The 17947-nt window shown below is 35.3% G+C and carries 17 protein-coding genes and 1 pseudogene; all 18 read left to right on the forward strand.

Going from position 1 to position 17947, the window contains the following annotated elements; genetic code table 11:
• Window positions 1-147: 147 nt before the first annotated feature.
• The 18 genes and pseudogenes from LCL91_RS09045 (at window position 148) to LCL91_RS09130 (ending at window position 17923) form a co-directional block, all read left to right on the forward strand.
• Window positions 148-501: a T7SS effector LXG polymorphic toxin gene (locus LCL91_RS09045; RefSeq protein ID WP_224881826.1), complete on the forward strand. Its 354-nt coding sequence runs from the start codon at window positions 148-150 to the stop codon at window positions 499-501.
• Window positions 502-531: 30 nt separating this feature from the next.
• Window positions 532-1905, forward strand: coding sequence for a DNA/RNA non-specific endonuclease (locus tag LCL91_RS09050; protein ID WP_224881827.1), 1374 nt, complete (start codon window positions 532-534; stop codon window positions 1903-1905).
• 4 nt (window positions 1906-1909) lie between these two features.
• Window positions 1910-2392, forward strand: coding sequence for an immunity protein YezG family protein (locus LCL91_RS09055; protein WP_224881828.1), 483 nt, complete (start codon window positions 1910-1912; stop codon window positions 2390-2392).
• Between the two features lie 246 nt (window positions 2393-2638).
• Window positions 2639-2905 (forward strand): annotated as a pseudogene (locus LCL91_RS09060) (T7SS effector LXG polymorphic toxin); the annotation flags it as partial.
• Window positions 2906-2917: 12 nt separating this feature from the next.
• Window positions 2918-3292: an immunity 22 family protein gene (locus tag LCL91_RS09065; protein ID WP_224881829.1), complete on the forward strand. Its 375-nt coding sequence runs from the start codon at window positions 2918-2920 to the stop codon at window positions 3290-3292.
• A 453-nt stretch (window positions 3293-3745) separates the two neighbouring features.
• On the forward strand, window positions 3746-4879 hold the full coding sequence (gene wecB / locus LCL91_RS09070) for a non-hydrolyzing UDP-N-acetylglucosamine 2-epimerase (protein ID WP_224881901.1): 1134 nt from the start codon (window positions 3746-3748) through the stop codon (window positions 4877-4879).
• A gap of 330 nt (window positions 4880-5209) precedes the next feature.
• Window positions 5210-6490, forward strand: coding sequence for an ammonium transporter (locus LCL91_RS09075; RefSeq protein WP_224881831.1), 1281 nt, complete (start codon window positions 5210-5212; stop codon window positions 6488-6490).
• 30 nt (window positions 6491-6520) lie between these two features.
• The gene (locus tag LCL91_RS09080; protein ID WP_224881832.1) at window positions 6521-7507 is read left to right on the forward strand and encodes a DUF294 nucleotidyltransferase-like domain-containing protein; all 987 of its coding nucleotides are present in this window, start codon (window positions 6521-6523) and stop codon (window positions 7505-7507) included.
• A complete protein-coding gene (locus tag LCL91_RS09085; protein ID WP_224881833.1) occupies window positions 7504-8235 on the forward strand; it encodes an exonuclease domain-containing protein in 732 nt (243 codons plus the stop codon). The genes LCL91_RS09080 and LCL91_RS09085 overlap by 4 nt, the downstream gene beginning before the upstream one ends.
• 357 nt (window positions 8236-8592) lie before the next feature.
• Entirely contained in the window at window positions 8593-8937 is a 345-nt protein-coding gene (locus tag LCL91_RS09090) for a helix-turn-helix domain-containing protein (protein ID WP_224881835.1), read from the forward strand.
• 143 nt (window positions 8938-9080) lie between these two features.
• Window positions 9081-9929 (forward strand): hypothetical protein, encoded by an 849-nt coding sequence (locus LCL91_RS09095; RefSeq protein WP_224881836.1) that lies wholly within the window; start codon window positions 9081-9083, stop codon window positions 9927-9929.
• Between the two features lie 159 nt (window positions 9930-10088).
• Window positions 10089-11162: an acyltransferase family protein gene (locus LCL91_RS09100; protein ID WP_224881837.1), complete on the forward strand. Its 1074-nt coding sequence runs from the start codon at window positions 10089-10091 to the stop codon at window positions 11160-11162.
• A gap of 101 nt (window positions 11163-11263) precedes the next feature.
• Window positions 11264-12028, forward strand: a complete 765-nt coding sequence (locus LCL91_RS09105) for a YveK family protein (protein WP_224881839.1) — start codon at window positions 11264-11266, stop codon at window positions 12026-12028.
• Window positions 11988-12620, forward strand: coding sequence for a CpsD/CapB family tyrosine-protein kinase (locus tag LCL91_RS09110; protein WP_224881840.1), 633 nt, complete (start codon window positions 11988-11990; stop codon window positions 12618-12620). Before LCL91_RS09105 ends, LCL91_RS09110 begins: the two co-directional genes overlap by 41 nt.
• A 16-nt stretch (window positions 12621-12636) precedes the next feature.
• Window positions 12637-14103, forward strand: coding sequence for an oligosaccharide flippase family protein (locus LCL91_RS09115; RefSeq protein WP_224881841.1), 1467 nt, complete (start codon window positions 12637-12639; stop codon window positions 14101-14103).
• Window positions 14093-15352, forward strand: coding sequence for an O-antigen ligase family protein (locus LCL91_RS22255; protein WP_224881844.1), 1260 nt, complete (start codon window positions 14093-14095; stop codon window positions 15350-15352). The genes LCL91_RS09115 and LCL91_RS22255 overlap by 11 nt, the downstream gene beginning before the upstream one ends.
• Window positions 15349-16407 (forward strand): glycosyltransferase family 4 protein, encoded by a 1059-nt coding sequence (locus tag LCL91_RS09125; protein ID WP_224881849.1) that lies wholly within the window; start codon window positions 15349-15351, stop codon window positions 16405-16407. The genes LCL91_RS22255 and LCL91_RS09125 overlap by 4 nt, the downstream gene beginning before the upstream one ends.
• 97 nt (window positions 16408-16504) lie before the next feature.
• Complete coding sequence (locus tag LCL91_RS09130; RefSeq protein WP_224881853.1) at window positions 16505-17923, forward strand: sugar transferase; 1419 nt, start codon at window positions 16505-16507, stop codon at window positions 17921-17923.
• Window positions 17924-17947 lie beyond the last annotated feature (24 nt).

The following is a 17947-nucleotide window of genomic DNA, read 5'->3' on the forward strand; positions in this document are numbered from 1 at the left end:
TCAAAGAAAAAACCAGGACGCTTCCTTCTATGGGTTAGCGTTCTGGTTCTTTTTGTTATGTACAGTAAGTGGGCCAGCAGAACCTTCCTCATTTGTACCAAAGGGTCATAGATTCTCGTATTCACGCTCATGAAGCCCAGCAAAGTCTTGTCTTGGGAGTGCCGATGTGATCAAAGGCTTTTTCAGGCTCAACTTGACGTCTTAAGTCTATGGCTTCAGCTCGTTGATCGAAATATTGCTTTTTATAGTGAAATTCCAACAAGTGCCGCCTCAAAAAATCTTGAAAACGAAACCGTTGAGCTGCCTTTTCTAGAAGATGAGCTATCGAATAGTGAAAGTAGAGCGAGAGAAATGGTTGCAGAGCAGCAGGAAGATCTACAACGGATTTTCGATCGCATCAGCGACATTCAACCTCTGCAAGTTTTTTCGCGAAATGAAGTCGATCAACAACTTGATGAAGCTAAGTTGAATCGAGAAAAGACAATTGAGAGCGTTGAATAATTTGATGAAGAGTTAACGAGTAAATACACGATGCTAGAAAGTGATGAGCAAGTCCTAACCGCTTTGTTTGGTGAACTAATGAATGCCTCGAGTCAAGGGAATCTGGTTTCATCGATCTACTACGATGCCGCATCTTTTCATTCGAGTGATATTTATTCGGCGATTGCTGCGAGCCAAGCGGAAGCGGCTAGCGTGAAGAAAGAGCAAACTTCACAGGAAGTTAAGTCGGCTGTAGAGGAAAACGAGAATCCTTTTATTGAATCGGTTAATAGTTTTAAAGAGATTGGTACTGATTTCTGGGCTGGCTTTCAAGAGCGTGGCGAAAAGAAAATGGATTCTCTCTATGACTTTGGTAACTTCCTCACATCTGGATTGTTTGACGGCGTAAGAGGTGCTGTAGGTGCAATGGACGAACGATCTGATAAAGCTACGGATTCACCGTATGATTTTGTGAACTACTTGACGAGTGGTGGAGCCGATCTGGTGAAAGGTGCGATGAACCCAGAAGACGATTTTTCGAAAGAGCATTGGTTGAGTAGTTTTGGGCTGGCTTCGATGGTTGCTGGGGCGAAGGTGAGTATACCTAAAAGCGGCACTGCTAAAATGAACAATATCAAGCATACGGTTCATCCAGAAGCTACATGGAAAGTCATGAAAGAGAATTACCAAAAAGTGGTGCAGGGTCCACTGATGAATACTCGAATGGATATGAGAGAGGTTGTGCGCAAGGTATTAGATTATAAGCTTCCGTTGCGAACGGATTATGCTTTAGCGGGAGTTGGAGATATTCCTCATAATACTGTGAGAGATATGGGGAAGAATGCTAAGGAAACGTTTAATCTTAGTAGTGTGAAGAAGGATAAAGGGACAGAGGGAAATAATAGAGGTAATTTAACTAAAGAAGTCAAAGAGATAGATTTTGGAAAACATATAATAAAAGGCGAAAATGGCAGAAAAAAATTAATGCCAAATACTAAATATGTGACAAGCGATAATTATAAATATACTACTGATGAACTTGGGCGTATTGTTAATGTAGAAGCCTCTGAGCTTGTTTTAAAGAGAGCTGATAGAAACAAATATGCCCAAGCAAATGTAGGTGGTAATGATAGGTTAGTAGACGATGATGGTGGCCATTTAATAGGAGCACAGTTTAATGGTCCTCCAGATATTGATAACCTCGTACCTCAAAATAGTCAAATTAATAGAAGAGGTGGAGTTTGGTATGATATGGAGACAGAATGGGCCAATGCCTTAAAAGAGGTACCACCTAAAAAAGTTTCTGTTAAAATTCAACCTATTTATTCTAGTAAATCTATGCGGCCAGATTTATTTATAATAAAATACAAATTTGAAGGAAAAAGACAAGTTAGGCTAGAGATATCAAACCAATCAGGAGGTTAAAATTATGAGTTTTGAACTTCAATTAAATAACTTATATGAACAAATTGCACAACATGTTAACGAATTGATACCAGTTGAATGGAGTGAGATTTATTTCAATGGAGAAGTAAAGGGAAATGAGGGCGGTGTATATTTTTTCTTCATCCCTGTTGATAGTCAAAATGAAGTAGTTTACTCACATGATATACCAGATTTATATAATGTTAGTGAGAAATCATATGATCAAGAACTTCATAAATTGTTTGAACTTACTACTAAGGTACAGCAGGTGTTTATAGACAATGATCAAGAACCGTGGTTTTCAGTTGCATTCATTTTAAATGCGTCTGGTAAATTGAATGTGCATTTTGACTACACTAACTGGCATAACAGCGAATTCGGTCCTACAGATCGGATTGAGTATTTTGAGTTTAAATATGTAAATCAAAATAAAGAACAATTTGATACAGACTTAATGAAGAGAATGGCGGCCTTTGAAGAAAAATAAAAAAAGTGTGGGACAAATTGAATTGTAGCCTTTAATATGAACAGTTCAGTTAATAAAAAATGACCTATGCTACTTGTAAATGACCTTGGTATTGTACCGGGGTCATTTTATTTAATCATAAGCCTGTTATTTTCTCTTTAATTTCCAGGGGGACATGGGGACAAGGGACGTGGGGACAGGTCACCCGTCCCGTTAGTGATGTCTTCAGTATTGTTTTATATTTGCTGGGACAAGGTACCTGTCCCGCTGTACCCAAGGGCACCTCAATTTAAGTATTGGAATATTAGTGCTGAAGAAATTAAAGATTTACGAACGGCAATATCTGATGTTAACTTTGTCAATCCAAGCGGTGTTCATGGAGGATTGGGTTCAACTAAAGCGCATAATGAATTAATTACAATTATAGATACTTCCAACGACTATAATACATTTGTTAGACGACTTAATAATTGGGCTAATTACAGACTTGAAGGTGGGGGTATGACTTTACCAAAAGGTCTTAGATTAAACTAGGAGGATAATATAATGGAAAATCAGGGATGGGTTTCAGTTTGGTTAGGTAATATTGAAGAAAATGACTCCGTAGGAGATTATGTGGATTTAACTTATGATGAGGATGGTGAATCTGTCCCCTCCCAGTTTTTTATTGACTTTAATATTGATATGGATGAAACAGATGAGGATACTATAGAAAAAGTAAGCTATCAAAAAAGAAGTAGTGATATCTCTACTTTGTTAAGTGGGTGTTCGTATGAAGAGATTATTATTCCGAAACTCTTGGGAAATATAAAGTTGGGGAAATCATATAATGCAGTAATTCTCATATATAATTTTGAATATAACAATGAAAATATTTCAGCTGGAGCTTTTGATTTTATAACTACTACAAATTATGAGTAAGAATTTGTAATAAGTGAGGAGACAGTATTTCCGCCCCAAGGAAAATCACGGTATTAGCATAGAAACGATACAGTAACGCTTCAGTGATTGTAGAAAGTTTAGTGGATCGGGGGACAGTTCCCAGATCACTGAAGAAGGGAAACATCAAACAAGTTCTGTAGGATAAGGACTTTATAGAATTAGCGGGACAATTCTCATGACTCATTTCGAAGTTTAATTAACTTTAGATAAAGAAGACTTTTTTTATCATGACTTCATTTAAAGATTTAAAGAAACCTCAGGATCCTAATCATTAGCCTCCTGGGGTTTTGTTATGTGTAACCAAGTGAATCAGTAGAACCGTCCCCGAATCAAACCAATTAACACTTCTTATTTTTCCTAGCTTACATAATAGTATCAATGTATGGATTGAATACTATGTAAAGTAGGTTGATTGTATTGAAGAAGAAAATTATGCTGGTTTTCGGTACAAGACCTGAAGCGATTAAGATGTGTCCCCTAGTGAAAGAGTTAAAAACACGAAACGATTTTGAGACAATTGTTTGTGTAACGGGGCAGCATAAGGAAATGTTAAATCAGGTTCTCGACATATTTGATCTTACGCCTGATTATAACTTATCCATCATGAAAGAAAAGCAGAATCTATTTGATGTAACCCAACATATTTTAGTGGGGATGAAAGCGGTTCTTGAAGAAGTTCATCCAGATTTGGTTTTAGTGCATGGTGATACTTCAACAACATTTGTTGCGTCTTTAGCATGTTTTTACTTACAAATTCCAATTGGGCACGTGGAAGCAGGTCTTAGAACTTATAACATTGATTCTCCCTATCCCGAAGAGTTCAATCGTCAATCCGTTGGGATTATCGCAAGGTATCATTTCACTCCAACAGAGAGGTCTAGAGAAAATTTGTTAAAAGAGGGCAAAGATCCAGCCTCAATATATGTGACGGGAAACACCGGAATCGACGCCCTAAAGATGACGGTCAGAGATGACTTTTTTCATGAACATCTTGAATGGGCATCGGATAGTAAACTCATTATGATTACTGCTCATCGAAGAGAAAATCTTGGGCAACCTATGAGAAACATGTTTCATGCTATTAAACGAATCGTTGAAGAATATCCAGATGTAAAGGCAGTATATCCAATCCATATGAACCCGATGGTAAGAAAGACTGCAAATGACATTCTAGGAAATCATGATCGAATAAGAATGATTGAGCCGTTAGAGGTAGTAGCTTTTCATAATTTCCTCTCACGATCTTTCATGATCATAACAGACAGCGGTGGCATTCAAGAAGAAGCCCCTAGTCTTGGTAAACCCGTACTTGTCATGCGTGAGATGACTGAGAGACCTGAAGGGATAGAAGCTGGGACATTAAAATTAGTTGGTACCGAGGAGGAAAACATTTATAAGCATTTTAAAACCCTTCTCGATGATAAAGATGAATATAACCGTATGAGTCACGCAAGTAACCCGTATGGTGATGGTTTTGCAAGCAAGAGGATTGCTGATCTATTAAGTGAATCCTTATTCTTACCTGTACGAGAATTGGATCGGGAATCTCCAGTAATTTGGCGTTAGACGACTTAATCACAAAAAGCACGCATTCAACTTACGCGGGTGGGACAGTAAGAAAGACCTGTCTCACCGTCCCAAAAACCAGTTGAGCACTTCTTTCGATTGATGTGCTTAGCTGGTTTTTTTGCGTTTTTTACAAGAAAAGAAACTAGCAATCCCGTCCCGCTATCCCCTGACTACCTTTAAAAGATAGTCAGAGAGATAATGTGACATGATTGTTGAAGACAATTTTTGTTCATGCAAAAATACTTATAATAATAAATGTCAGATAAATTAACATTTTCAAAAAGTTAATGAATTTCTGGGTTCTGAAAAAAGAAAGGGGAAGTTGGAATGGATTCGATGTTTCTGATGAATAGTCTTTGGGTGATGGTTTCAGCAGTACTTGTTATTTTGATGCTAGGTGGCTTCATTTTACTTGAAGCAGGATCAACGCGAATGAAAAATGCTGGCCATATTGCTGGTAAGACGATCTTCACGTTTGGGATTGCCTCATTGGTGTTTTGGGCAGTTGGATATGGGTTAATTTTCGGTGAAGGAAATGCGTTCTTTGGGTTAACGGACTTTTTCTATTCCGGTTATGAAATTGAGGGATTAGGGCTTTCAGCACCTGTTTTCTTCTTGTTCCAATTAGCATTCGCAGGAATTTCTTTAACGATTGCGTTTGGTGGTTTTGCTGAACGTGCGAAGTTAACAGCGTATATTCTGTTTGCGGTATTATTTTCAGTTCTCGTCTATCCAGTAATTGCTCACTGGATTTGGGGCGGTGGCTGGTTAGCTGAGCACGGGAAGCAGGACTTTGCTGGTTCCACGGTTGTTCACTTAACAGGTGCAATGGGCGCTTTCGCTGCAACGATTCTTTTAAAACCACGAATTGGTAAATACAATAAAGACGGTTCTCCAAACAACATTGCCGGACATAACCAGGTATTCACAGCACTTGGTGTGCTTGTCTTATGGGTCGGTTGGTTCGGATTTAATGCAGGTAGTACGTTATCTGCGGACGCTGCATTCTTTGGCTTTGTTGCGATGAATACAAACTTAGCAGCAGGTGCTGGGGCCGTAGCAGCTTTAATTGTGGCGTGGGCAGTAACTGGAAAAGCGGATGTGCCAACGATGTTGAACGGTGCATTAGCAGGATTAGTTGCGATTACAGCTTCTTGTGCTTTTGTCGACACGTGGGGAGCAGTAGTCATTGGTTTAGTGGCTGGATTTATCGTATTCTACAGCATGAGATTCTTTGAAAAACGGAAAGTCGACGATCCGATCTTTGCTTTATCTGTTCACGGTGTAGCAGGCGTTTGGGGCACGTTATCAACTGGTTTATTTGCAACACCAGAACTTGCGACAGTTGGGCAACCCGGCCTTTTCTACGGTGGCGGTTTCGGTCAGCTAGGCGTTCAGGCGCTTGGTGTTGGTGCAAGTGGTGCTTATGCGTTTGTGGTTTCGTTTGTCCTTCTCGTTATTATTAAGAAAGTGCTTAATGGTTTACGTGTTACCGAAGAAGAAGAAATTATCGGTCTTGATCTTAGTGAGCACGGTAGCTATGGCTACCCAGAGTTCTTGGAGACGCGCCACGATTCTGGCCAGCAAAGCAGTTCTAAATCAGGTTGAACGATTAATTGAGATAAAGGGGCTGTCCGTATGGAAGATGGTTTCGACAAGTATGAAGATCTACGAAACATGAGAGAGCAACAAATCAAGCATGTTGCCATAGACCATATTGAGCTTAATCAATTCCATGATCAGCTGATGACTCAAGTCGTTCATCTTGCAATCGAGAAAGTGAAAAAAGAGTGGGGGCCACCTCCCTCTCCTTTTTCATTTTTTTTAATGGGAAGCGGTGGGCGGTTTGAACAAGCGCTATGGAGTGATCAGGATCACGGGATTGTTTATGAGACGATGAGCGATGAGGCGCAGAACTATTTTCTTACGCTTGGAAAAGAAATTTCAGATGGCCTCCATGCGGTTAACTATGAATATTGTGATGGAAATGTGATGGCTTCCAATCCACTGTGGTGTAAATCAGTTGAAGAGTGGAAAGGCCAGCTTGAAAACTGGATGGAAGATGAAAGTTTTGAAGCGATCCGCCATTTATTAATTTTTATTGATGCGCGAGTGTTAGTAGGGCGTGATTCGTTTATTAAAGAGTTAAAAGAAGTGATTCACCAGAAAATCGAAGAGTCGCCATATTTATTAAAAAGAATGTTAAAAAATACGATGCGCCTGCAAAAAGGCATCGGTGTATTTGGCCAAATTCTTGCAGAAACGCATGGTTCGCATACGGGAGAAATCAACTTAAAACAGACGGCTTTGTTTCCTTATGTCAATGCAGTAAGGCTTCTTGCGTTGAAGGAGAAAGTAATGAACACGTCTACGTTATCAAGGCTTGATGCTTTATCAGACGATACAATTGGTCGCTCAAATCGGAAGCATTATAAAGAGGAGTTTAGGAAACTTTTACAGTTCCGGCTGACGTATGGTGGAACAGAAAATTACGAAGCCGTTCATTATGTGAAGATTGATTCCCTTCCTAAAGAACAGAAGAAAGAGCTAAAGGATAGGATGAAACAAGGGATTGAGCTTTACAACGACACCACAAAGTACTTCGAAAAGGGTGTTCCTAAATGAAGATGAATCAAATGGTTCAATATTTAAAGCAGCTTTCTGGAAAGGTCAATACGAGCATGTATGCCTCGATTCAAGACCAATCGAACCCTCATCATATTTCCATGCTGAGGCAGATGCAGAAAGAAATTAAAATGAAAAACACGTTGGAAGTGCCTTTAAATGAATTGCGCGTGGTTGTGTTTGATCTTGAAACAACCGGCTTTTATCCGAACAAAGGAGATGCAATCCTATCGATTGGAGCAGTAAAAGTGACTGGTGAAACGATTGAAAAGGAAACCTTCTACTCCCTCGTTCAATCTAACACAGCCCCTTCTGAAGAGGTGACAGAACTGACCGGAATTAAAGCGGAAGATTTGGAAGACGCTCCACCCCTTTCAGAAGTACTGGCTCAATTTTATAAATTTATAAAAGGACACACGTTAGTCGCCCATCACGCAAAACATGAACAGGCTTTCATGCAACATGCCACCTGGAGTTTGATGCGAGCCAATTTCGACCATCGGATTGTGGATACTTCTTTTCTCATCCGAATTGCGGAGCCAGAGTTAAAAGGTTTTCAATTAGAAGACTGCTGTACGAATTGTGGAATTGAGGTGAAAGATCGTCATCATGCATTGGGTGATGCAAAGATGACAGCTGAGCTTTGGTGTCATTATTTGAAAGATATTCAGAAGATGGGGTTTTCGAATTTGCGTGAGGTTTATGAGCGGTTGGCAAGGATGGGGTAGGGGTGTTATGGTTGGAAAACTAAAGATCCAGATGAGTAAATCCGAATGTGAGTAGCTTATCTGGTTTTATTATGAAAAAATATAATTTGAGATGGCATCTAGGTTATAGCCGAATAGGTTTGGGATGTAAAAGGTAGATATTAGGTAAGTTAGAGCATATAATAGCTTGTTTCTGTATGTGAATGTTTAAAAAGGACTACATCATGGATTACATATTTTCTTAATATCGTACAAAAAACTGTTTGTGTTCTTTATAAGAGACGTTATAATATTTATAAAGAACAAAAGGCGGATTTTAGATAGTTTGAAAGAGAAGAGATAAAAAAAGGAGGGGTCACATGGAAGGTGAAGTTAGGGATGATTAGCGAAAATATAAAAAAATATCGCAAAGAGAAAAGTCTATCATTAACTGAATTAGCAAAGCAGTCGAAGGTTTCAAAGTCTTATTTAAGTAGTCTTGAAAGGGATATTAAACAAAATCCATCAATTAATATAATTGAAAGGATTGCGAATGTTTTAGAAGTAGATGTTCAAGATATACTTAGTGAAACTAAGTATGAGGTTGCGAGGGACCACGATAAAGTAGGTTCTGAATGGTCCAGTTTTATAAAAGATGTGAAATCGGCAGGTATTAAGGAAGAAAACTTAATTTATTATAAAGAACTAATAGAATTTATTAACTGGAAAAACAAGAATAACTAGGTTTTTGGTGATGTTTAATTAATTTAATTAATTCCTTTATCTAGGATGATAACTAGTCCATATTGCTCCCTTCTTCATAAAATATAAAGTAGTGAAAAAATTAATATACTACACTATTAAATATGGGGAGTAGAGGTGTATCAATGCATAAGGAAGTCGTGGTAGATGACTTTGCAGGTTCAAACGATCCTCAGAAAATACAAGCTGCAATAGATTATGCTCATATAAATAATGTGAAAACAGTTTACCTTACAGATCGTGATTATGTTATGACAAGTGGCATTCAGATAAAAGAAGGAATAAAATTAAAATTCGGTTATGGATCAAGATTTGTAGTATATGGGAATTTTAAAGTAATTCAGATGGAGAGAAATTCGTCATTAGATGAAGCATATATTGCCATAGATGACGCAACTTTTAATTCATCGGTAATTTATTTGGATGGTAAGTACAAGTATTATAACGTATGGTGGAAATCACTTGTTAAAAACCTGACAATTGTTAATTGGAGTGGAAGCCACAAAGGTATTGGTCTCCATTTATATTCAAATGGTCCGAACCACGCCATTTCTTTTATGGATTTCGAGAATATAAAAATTGTGGGTATGAATACCGCCGTTAAATTACAGGCTGTTAAAGCTTCCAGTGGGTTTAGTTATGTAAACGCGAATCGCTTTAATGCTTTGTCATTAGATGACTGTATAAATAATATACAAATCATTGGTAGTGAAACAATCCCATTTGAGTGTAGTGGTAACTACTTTACTAATATTCAAATTCAACCAACTTCCGCTACTAAGCAACTTTTTCAAATTAATGGACAACAAAATTTCTTTGATGGACTAGTATGGGATATTTCAACAATCAATTCTACAGGCTCGCTCGTTCAACTTACGAACAAAAGTTCAATAAATTCATTTAATGTAAGAGGAATACCTCAAGATAGAATAAGTAACCAAGGTAGAAAAAATGTATTAAATTTATTGTATTAGTAATTATATAAAAAACTTCACATCCATTGATGTGAAGTTTTTTATAACTTTATAAGAAACACTTACTTCTTTATAAAGAACATGATAAGATAGTAGAAACAAATATAAAGGTTGCCAATCTTAGTTCAGTCATTATAAATAGCGAGGAGATCGGAGGACGTGAATAGAACTACAAGCAAACTATTATTAGTCCAAATGTCTAGAGCTATTGCTATTTTCTTCGTCCTAGTAGGTCATGCAAATAGTTTGTTTTATGCAAGGTTTGACTACAATTGGTTTCATATAGCCGAATGGGAAAGAACTGGAGGTGTTGATTTCTTTTTTGTAGTGAGTGGCTTTATGATTGTCTTTGTTTATCATAAATACACAGGAAACATTACAAAATCAAAAGAGTTCCTATTAAAACGCTTAATTAGAATATTTCCTTTATATTGGCTAATGTTATTAACAGCGATTTTCCTTTATGAAATGTTCCCCAATGTTGGGAAAATGCAACCACTTACTGCTATTGATTTATTTAATAATTTATTTTTAACGACACGGACCCCTTTATTGGATGTGACCTGGTCTTTAAGTTATATTTTATTTTTTTACTTTGTTTTTTTTCTATACCTATGCGTGCCACGTGTTTGGAAATTCATCATCCCTACGTGGTTTTTGTTAATTTTAATAGCTCAATTTTTTTATGAAAACAACGAAGTGTTTTTGCTTAGTTTTAATCATATAGAAATTGGATTTGGTTGTTTTGTCGCATACATGACATATCAGAATCTAATTAAGTATGAAAAAGTATGGTTGCTAATAGGGTTAGCTGGATTCCTTTTTATTTGGTGTAACAACATCTATCACTTTACTCAAGTTAATTTCATGTTTATGTATAGCGTCTTTTCTATGTTTATACTAATTGGGATTATCGGAATGGAACGAAATTTCAGCTATAAACTTCCCGCTAGTGTAACGCTATTAGGAGATGCCTCTTACTCAATATACATTTGTCACGGTCCCCTTATTCAGTTATATATGTTAATCTTTCTCTGGATGAACCTAGATGATATGTTCAATTTACTATTCTTAATGGTTGGAACAATCGTATTGTCGACTGTATCTTCCATGATAATTTATTTAACCCTTGAGAGACCAATGACTAAATATTTACAAGTGAAATTGTTAAAGCAAACATTGATCAAGAACAAGATTACATCTAAGGAACCTCTATTGAAAAAGATCGAATAAAGTTAAATATGCCGGTTCGTTCTTTATAAAGAATGCAAGGCTCGGTTATCACCAATAAAAAGAACAGCGCGATTGTTAATAGTTTGGAGGGTGTTATCACTATGGGAGAAAGTATCACAATTAAACGATTATTAAAGATTTTACAACGAAGATTTTTGGTTGTTATATCGGTATTTGTCGTTATCTCCGGTTCTACGATTTTCGCAGTTACTTATCTAATGAAGACAACATATGAAGCAAATGAATATATCTTTATTGGTGATCTTCAAAATGAATCTAAAGATTTTTATGAAGAGAACCAGAAAATAAACCGAATGGTAGCTTCCTCAATCGATTTTATAAATAGCCCGATCGTCAGTAAAGAAGTCTTAAAGAAAAATAATTTAAAAAGTTATGACTTTGCAAACCAGTTAGTAGTTACAAATACAAAGGAATCACAAATAATTAAAATTACAATTACTGGTGAAGATCCCAAATTAGTTAAAAACTTAAATCACAGTATCGCTACTACATCGGTAGAAAAAATGTCAGAAATACTAAATTTCGAGAATGCTAAAGTTTTAAGTTCTGAAAGTACTCTTAGTTCTAGTTCCAATCAGACTCTAGGTAGTGCTATTGGATGTGTGATCGCTTTATTTTTAGCAATTGGAGTAGCGATTGTAAGAGAAAGTTTTGATGAGACGATAAAGGATCCAGAAGGACTAGAAATTCAAAGCGGCTTAGTGGTTATATCGAAAGTGAACTTAAAGAAAAAAAATCGTTCTTGGTTTTTAAATAATAAGGTAAACCACAGGAATATAAAGGAAATAAGAGGTGATTTAAATCATGAAAAAGAAAAGGACAAAAATCTACAAGCTATTAAGTGACCGTTATGTTAGCACTGAACAGATGAGAATTGCTTCACGAAATCTTCAACATTCAATTGATTTCAGAAATAAAACGATATTTCTAATGATTACTTCTGCGAATGCTACAAAAGGAAAATCAATTATTTCAGTTAAATTAGCTGCTTCTTTTGCTGAGCAGGGCAAGAAAGTGCTTGTGGTAGATACAAATTTCAAATCTCCCATGATTAATGAGTTATTTCAAATTTCAAATGAACTAGGGTTTTCTAATATTATTAACGGACAAATTGATAGTAGAATTCCAATAAAAACGAGTATACCGTACCTTTCTATACTACCGGCTGGTTTACCGATGAATAACACCTTTAGGATGTCCTTAGCCGATAGACTTTCTATAATAAAAAAGAATTGGGCCACGCTATACGATATTGTGATATTCGATTCTCCATCTTTATTAGAAGTATCGGATTCACAGGATTTTATGAATATATGTGATGGGGTAGTTCTTGTTGTGAAGGAGAATAAGACTAATAAAGAAGAAGTCTCCCTTATATCTAAAAGTGTGACCAGAGCAGAAAAAAAGGTTTTAGGTGTGATTTATCAGGTCAGTTAAAAGACAGGTGAATTTTATGAAAGGCAAAAAAAATTCGATAGGCTTAAATGTGTTACACATGTTTTATAGCACTGCCCTCTCAAGTGTACTTAATGCAATTGCATTAATAGTCTTAGCCAACTATTTAAATTCAAAAGATTATGGAATCTTAAGTGTAGCGTTGGCATTTGCGATGATCATGAGTTATTTTACAGATTCAGGATTAAGCGAAATTGTTTTACGGGAGGGTTCCAGAAAAAATTCTAATATTGAAGTTATCCTTTCTTCTTATATCAAGTTAAGGACAATATTATTAGTTGTTACGTTTGGTATTGGCTTTATTATTATTCATCTTACGACTCAATCATCTGAACTTATTAACATGGCCTATTATCTGATCATCCCGATGGTTTTAGGTGTTGCTATGCAAAGTATAGGCACAACTTATTTTAAGCTTTCAGAAAAAATGCAGTATTCAGGATATATTAAAATGTGCTCGTCTAGTTGTCTTATCATTATTATATTAATAGGAATTCTGTTAAATTTGAATTCTTTACTAATAGCTTTCATGTATGGTTTTGCTTACTTCCTTGCTGGGCTTTTCTCCGTCTTTCTTATATTGAAAGAAATTAAAGTGAGTCTATCTTCACCATTTCACAAAGAATTGTTTTCTCAATTCTGGTCGTTTCTCTTAAGTGGTTTACTTTTTGTAACCCTTCCTCAGATTGGACCTCTGGTTTTAGAAAAAACATTAACTTTATCTGAAGTAGGTTTCTTTGCCGTAGCTTACCGTATTCCGCAAGCTTTAACTCAATTACCACTTGTTATTGCTGCCGCTTTTATTCCAGTGCTATTCCGACAATTTAATTCCAATCAGATGATCAAACACAGAGACTTAAACATTCTTCAGATAAAAGTGATGGGTATCATTGGGATGGGGATGGCAATACCCTTTTATTATATGTCAGATACCATTATAGGAATAATTTTGGGCGAAGATTGGGTTATGGCCGCTACTTTACTGAAGGTGCTTTCTTTAATGCTGGTTTTTCAAAGTATGAGTATAGCTCTTGCAGATGGATTAACTTCTATGGGGAAACAAAATAATAGAACTGTTGTACAAGCAATGGCTCTATTGTGTGGCATCATTCTCTATTTTTACCTTAGTAACCGTATTGGCATAATTGGGGCAAGTTATTCAGGGGTACTAATTGAGGTGATTGCATTAGGAGGATTTTGGCTATTAAATCCACATAAATGGGAAATAGCAAAGAGAGCTTTGCTTCCTTACATGCTTTACTTTGGTTCCTCTATTTTTTTACTAAATTATTTATTGAATCGTTATCCCCTTATCTCTGTAGTTATTCATTTCATATTGTTGATGTTATTACTTCTTATTGATAAAGAATTAAATCGAAATTTGCAAGAAAAGTTAAAGAGAGTTGAACAGGTATATAAAAAAAAGCATGTCAGAACTTCTAAGGAGGTCGGGGGTGGATTATAAAAAAAAAGTAGATGTAAAAAAGCAATACTTGTTAGTGAGCATGTTTTTTCTAGTTACACTTACAAATTTCAACATAGATATTGGATTTTCATTGAAACCATTTATGATTTTTTCGTTTATTTATTTATTAATGAACCTATCGAAGTTTGAAATTAAAAAGTTGTACTGGTATGAAATAGTGCTCATTATTTTTCACTTATATTATTGTTATACGGGAGTTTTTGCAAAATACCCTGAATCAAGTGTAAGAGTATTATTTGGCTTTACGATACTACTAGGATGTTATTTTATTATGAAGCATGCAATGAGTGGTATACCAGTCAATGTTATTGAACGAGCTATCGCTATTTCTGGAGTATTGTTCAATTCAGTAAGTATTCTCCTATATATATTGGGATTAAGTGTTTTAAACTTTCAATTTCAAGGAGACCGCATAAAAGTGTTAGGGGTAATGCTGGATCGTGATTATCCCAGGTTAATTGGTACTGTACCTGATCCTAATTTTTATATTTTCTATAATACTTTGTTTTTTACTTATTTTCTTTGTAAACGTAATAGTCTATTAAATAAGGCAGGATTGCTTTTATGTATCCTAACAAACATTTTAACCTTTTCAAGAGGTGGCCTGTTAGCAATGACCTTAATTGTTGTCTTATACTTCTTTATGAATAATCCAGTTACTCAAATAAAGTTATTTTTTGGTTTCCTTACATCTTTTACAATAATTGGTTACGTTGTTGTTTTTTATTTGAAGTTCGATGTGATGAGAATTATTGAATCGAGAATTAATGATTTTTCTCAGGATGGAGGAAGTGGACGTTTTGTACTGTGGGAAAGAGCTTGGGACTATTTCTCTTCTAATGTGTGGCTCGGAATAGGTGCATTTAATTTCCCAGATTACAATGAACTTCATTATGGAGAATACATCCATGTTCATAACATGTTCTTAGATATACTTGCTGAATCTGGCATAATAGGGTTTGCTCTTTTTATAGTTTTTATAATTACCTTAGGTGTAGAAATCATGAAGAAAAAGGTCATAAAAGCTAATACGTATTTGTTTTTATCTTTGTTAGCGATTATCTTTCAAATGATGTCTTTAACACTTATTATTAACGAAATGCTATTTATGTACCTGGCTATAGTCGCTGTGCTAATTTCAATAAAGTCAAAGTCGTTTACTACTTTAGAAAATAATGAAGGAAGATCATATGAGAAAATAACGACTTCGGGGGGTGAATACATTTGAGGATTCTATTTATTACAGACAAATTAATAATGGGTGGTGCAGAAACTTATTTTTATAAGTTAGAAAATTTGCTTAGCGAGGAAGAAATTCATTTCTTTACGGCTGCTGGTGATGGGGAACTAATACAGAAATTAAAGAATAAAAAGAATTTTACTCTATTAACAAAGAATCGTCATTTGAAAAATATATTGATATTAGCGAGCATAGTAAAAAAACAGCAAATTAATATTTTACACGCAAATAGTTTGAGGATGGTATTCTATGCCGTATGTATAAAGCTATTTATATCCAGAAATATGAAGGTCGTTTATACAAAACATAATGTCACTCTGTTAGAAAGGAAGTTCAAGAGACTCCTACCCACTATTATTAATGCTTTTGTCGATAAAGTCATTACAGTTAGTGAATTTGAAAAAAAGAACTTAATTAATTTGGGAGTAAAGGCGAAAAAAATTGAAACGATTCATAATGGTGTTGATTTGAAACAATTTTCATTTTTAAATAAGCGAGAGAGTTCTGAAGAATTTAATATAGGGATACTAGGTCGACTATCAGAAGAAAAAAACCATGAGTTATTTATCCAAATAGCTAAGGAGTTGAAAAATGAACCTGGACTGAAATTTCATATTGCAGGTGATGGGCCTCGATATCAAGCTATTGCACGAATGATAAAAGATAATGGAGTGAGTCAGACAGTCACTATGCTGGGGCAAGTTAATCAGCCGGATCAATTCATTAAAGATATGGATATCCTTATCTTAACTTCATTTCGAGAAGTTTTCCCGATGGTTTTGTTAGAAGCTATGGCAGTAGGGACACCAGTAATATCAATTAATTATGGAGGGATTTGTGAAGCAATAGATGATAACAAAAATGGTTATCTCATAAATGAATATTCGGCTAAAGCGTTCGCAGAAAAAATAATCCTTATTCGTTCGGATGACAACAAAAGGACATCACTCTCTATGAATGGCCGTAAAAAGGTTGAGAATTACTTCACATCTGAAATAATGTCTGCAAATACGCTAGAGCAATATAACCTAGAAAAGGGATAGAACTTGAATAAACATATCCTTTTCACCAAAAACGTTCTTAATTGAGGATGGTAAAACACTTAATAGCGATCAAACATATAGAAGGAGGAATAGCAAGATGAGGAAGAACAATCTTTCAGACAGATTAAACAAAATACTTCTTCTAACTTCTGATGTGCTTCTATTACTAGCAAGCATAATGATAGCTAATTTACTCTATTTTAATTCTCCCACTATGTGGATATCTCTTAGAGAGATAACTTTCATAGTACCAATTTCTATTTTGTTGGTGACAATTGTATTTTTTTATTTTCTAGATTTGTATGCTGATTGGATCAGGAGGAGTATTAGTAAATTTGTGATTAATATTATTCTATCCTTATTACTTTCATCAGCTCTTACACTAGTTGTGTTTTCTTTACTGCAAATACAAAATATTCCTAGTATAGCAGTCTGTCTTACATTGATTTTTCAACTAATCTTGATCATTGGCTCTCGTGTTCTTTATTGGTCTCTCTTAAAGTATTACAAGGGACAAAAAAATATGTTGATCATAGGCTCAGGTAGTAAACATGATGGTGAATTAGTTTACAAGGTGCTTAACCATAATAAAGGTTGGTTTATTATACAAAATTTCATCCCAGTGTATAAAGAGATCAATTTAATAGATAACATTCAGGATACTGATATAGTCCTGTTATGCCCTTCACTTTCTTATACTGAAAAAAGTGAAATTATTTCTCAATGTTCAAGTAGAGGAATTGAAGTTATGGTTATACCAGAACTAACAGATTTATTTATATTAGAGTCCAATCCTCAGCAAATTGACGATACATTTGTATTATCTATTAAACCAGTTGAAATCACTTCCATTCAAAGGCATTTGAAAAGAGCTTTTGACCTTTTAATCAGTTCTTTCATTATAGTGCTTTGTTCTCCAATATTTCTCGTTTTATTTATAATTATTCCTTTAACTTCTAAAGGACCAGCCTTATATAAACAAGAACGATTAGGTGAAAATGAAAACCCATATCATATTTACAAATTCAGGAGCATGGTAGAAGAAGCTGAGAGATTAACAGGTCCAGCGTTAGCTATTGATAATGACCCAAGAATAACTAGAGTTGGTAGGTGGATAAGATCTACCCGAATGGATGAACTCCCACAATTATTTAATATAATAAAAGGTGATATGAGTCTAGTTGGACCTAGACCTGAAAGGGCATTCTTTATTAATCAATTTAGAAATGATATTCCCAATTACTCCTATCGGATGTCTGTAAAGCCTGGCCTTACTGGGCTAGCACAAACCTTATCAAATTATACTACTTCAGTAGAAGATAAACTTAGGTATGATGTGTTTTATATTAAAAATTACTCACTCTCATTAGATTTGAAAATTTTAATTCAAACTTTATCTGTAATGCTACAACGAAATCAGGCTGAGGGCATAAAAAATTTAGATAAAGATTTAGAAGATAAACTTAAAAATGTTTTAGATCAGAAAGACGTGGAAGCTATCACCCAAACTCGTTAAAAAAGTGAGGAAAGGAAGAATAAT

This window comes from Guptibacillus hwajinpoensis, from assembly GCF_020171785.1.
Taxonomy (GTDB): Bacteria; Bacillota; Bacilli; order Bacillales; family Guptibacillaceae; genus Guptibacillus; species Guptibacillus sedimenti.

What these genes read in the sequence shown, in the direction of transcription:
- LCL91_RS09050 (WP_224881827.1), top strand. Translation starts at nt 532, where the DNA reads ATGCTAGAAAGTGATGAGCAAGTCCTAACCGCTTTGTTTGGTGAACTA.
- LCL91_RS09055 (WP_224881828.1), top strand. Translation starts at nt 1,910, where the DNA reads ATGAGTTTTGAACTTCAATTAAATAACTTATATGAACAAATTGCACAA.
- LCL91_RS09065 (WP_224881829.1), top strand. Translation starts at nt 2,918, where the DNA reads ATGGAAAATCAGGGATGGGTTTCAGTTTGGTTAGGTAATATTGAAGAA.
- wecB (WP_224881901.1), top strand. Translation starts at nt 3,746, where the DNA reads ATGCTGGTTTTCGGTACAAGACCTGAAGCGATTAAGATGTGTCCCCTA.
- LCL91_RS09075 (WP_224881831.1), top strand. Translation starts at nt 5,210, where the DNA reads ATGGATTCGATGTTTCTGATGAATAGTCTTTGGGTGATGGTTTCAGCA.
- LCL91_RS09080 (WP_224881832.1), top strand. Translation starts at nt 6,521, where the DNA reads ATGGAAGATGGTTTCGACAAGTATGAAGATCTACGAAACATGAGAGAG.
- LCL91_RS09085 (WP_224881833.1), top strand. Translation starts at nt 7,504, where the DNA reads ATGAAGATGAATCAAATGGTTCAATATTTAAAGCAGCTTTCTGGAAAG.
- LCL91_RS09090 (WP_224881835.1), top strand. Translation starts at nt 8,593, where the DNA reads ATGATTAGCGAAAATATAAAAAAATATCGCAAAGAGAAAAGTCTATCA.
- LCL91_RS09095 (WP_224881836.1), top strand. Translation starts at nt 9,081, where the DNA reads ATGCATAAGGAAGTCGTGGTAGATGACTTTGCAGGTTCAAACGATCCT.
- LCL91_RS09105 (WP_224881839.1), top strand. Translation starts at nt 11,264, where the DNA reads ATGGGAGAAAGTATCACAATTAAACGATTATTAAAGATTTTACAACGA.
- LCL91_RS09110 (WP_224881840.1), top strand. Translation starts at nt 11,988, where the DNA reads ATGAAAAAGAAAAGGACAAAAATCTACAAGCTATTAAGTGACCGTTAT.
- LCL91_RS09115 (WP_224881841.1), top strand. Translation starts at nt 12,637, where the DNA reads ATGAAAGGCAAAAAAAATTCGATAGGCTTAAATGTGTTACACATGTTT.
- LCL91_RS09130 (WP_224881853.1), top strand. Translation starts at nt 16,505, where the DNA reads ATGAGGAAGAACAATCTTTCAGACAGATTAAACAAAATACTTCTTCTA.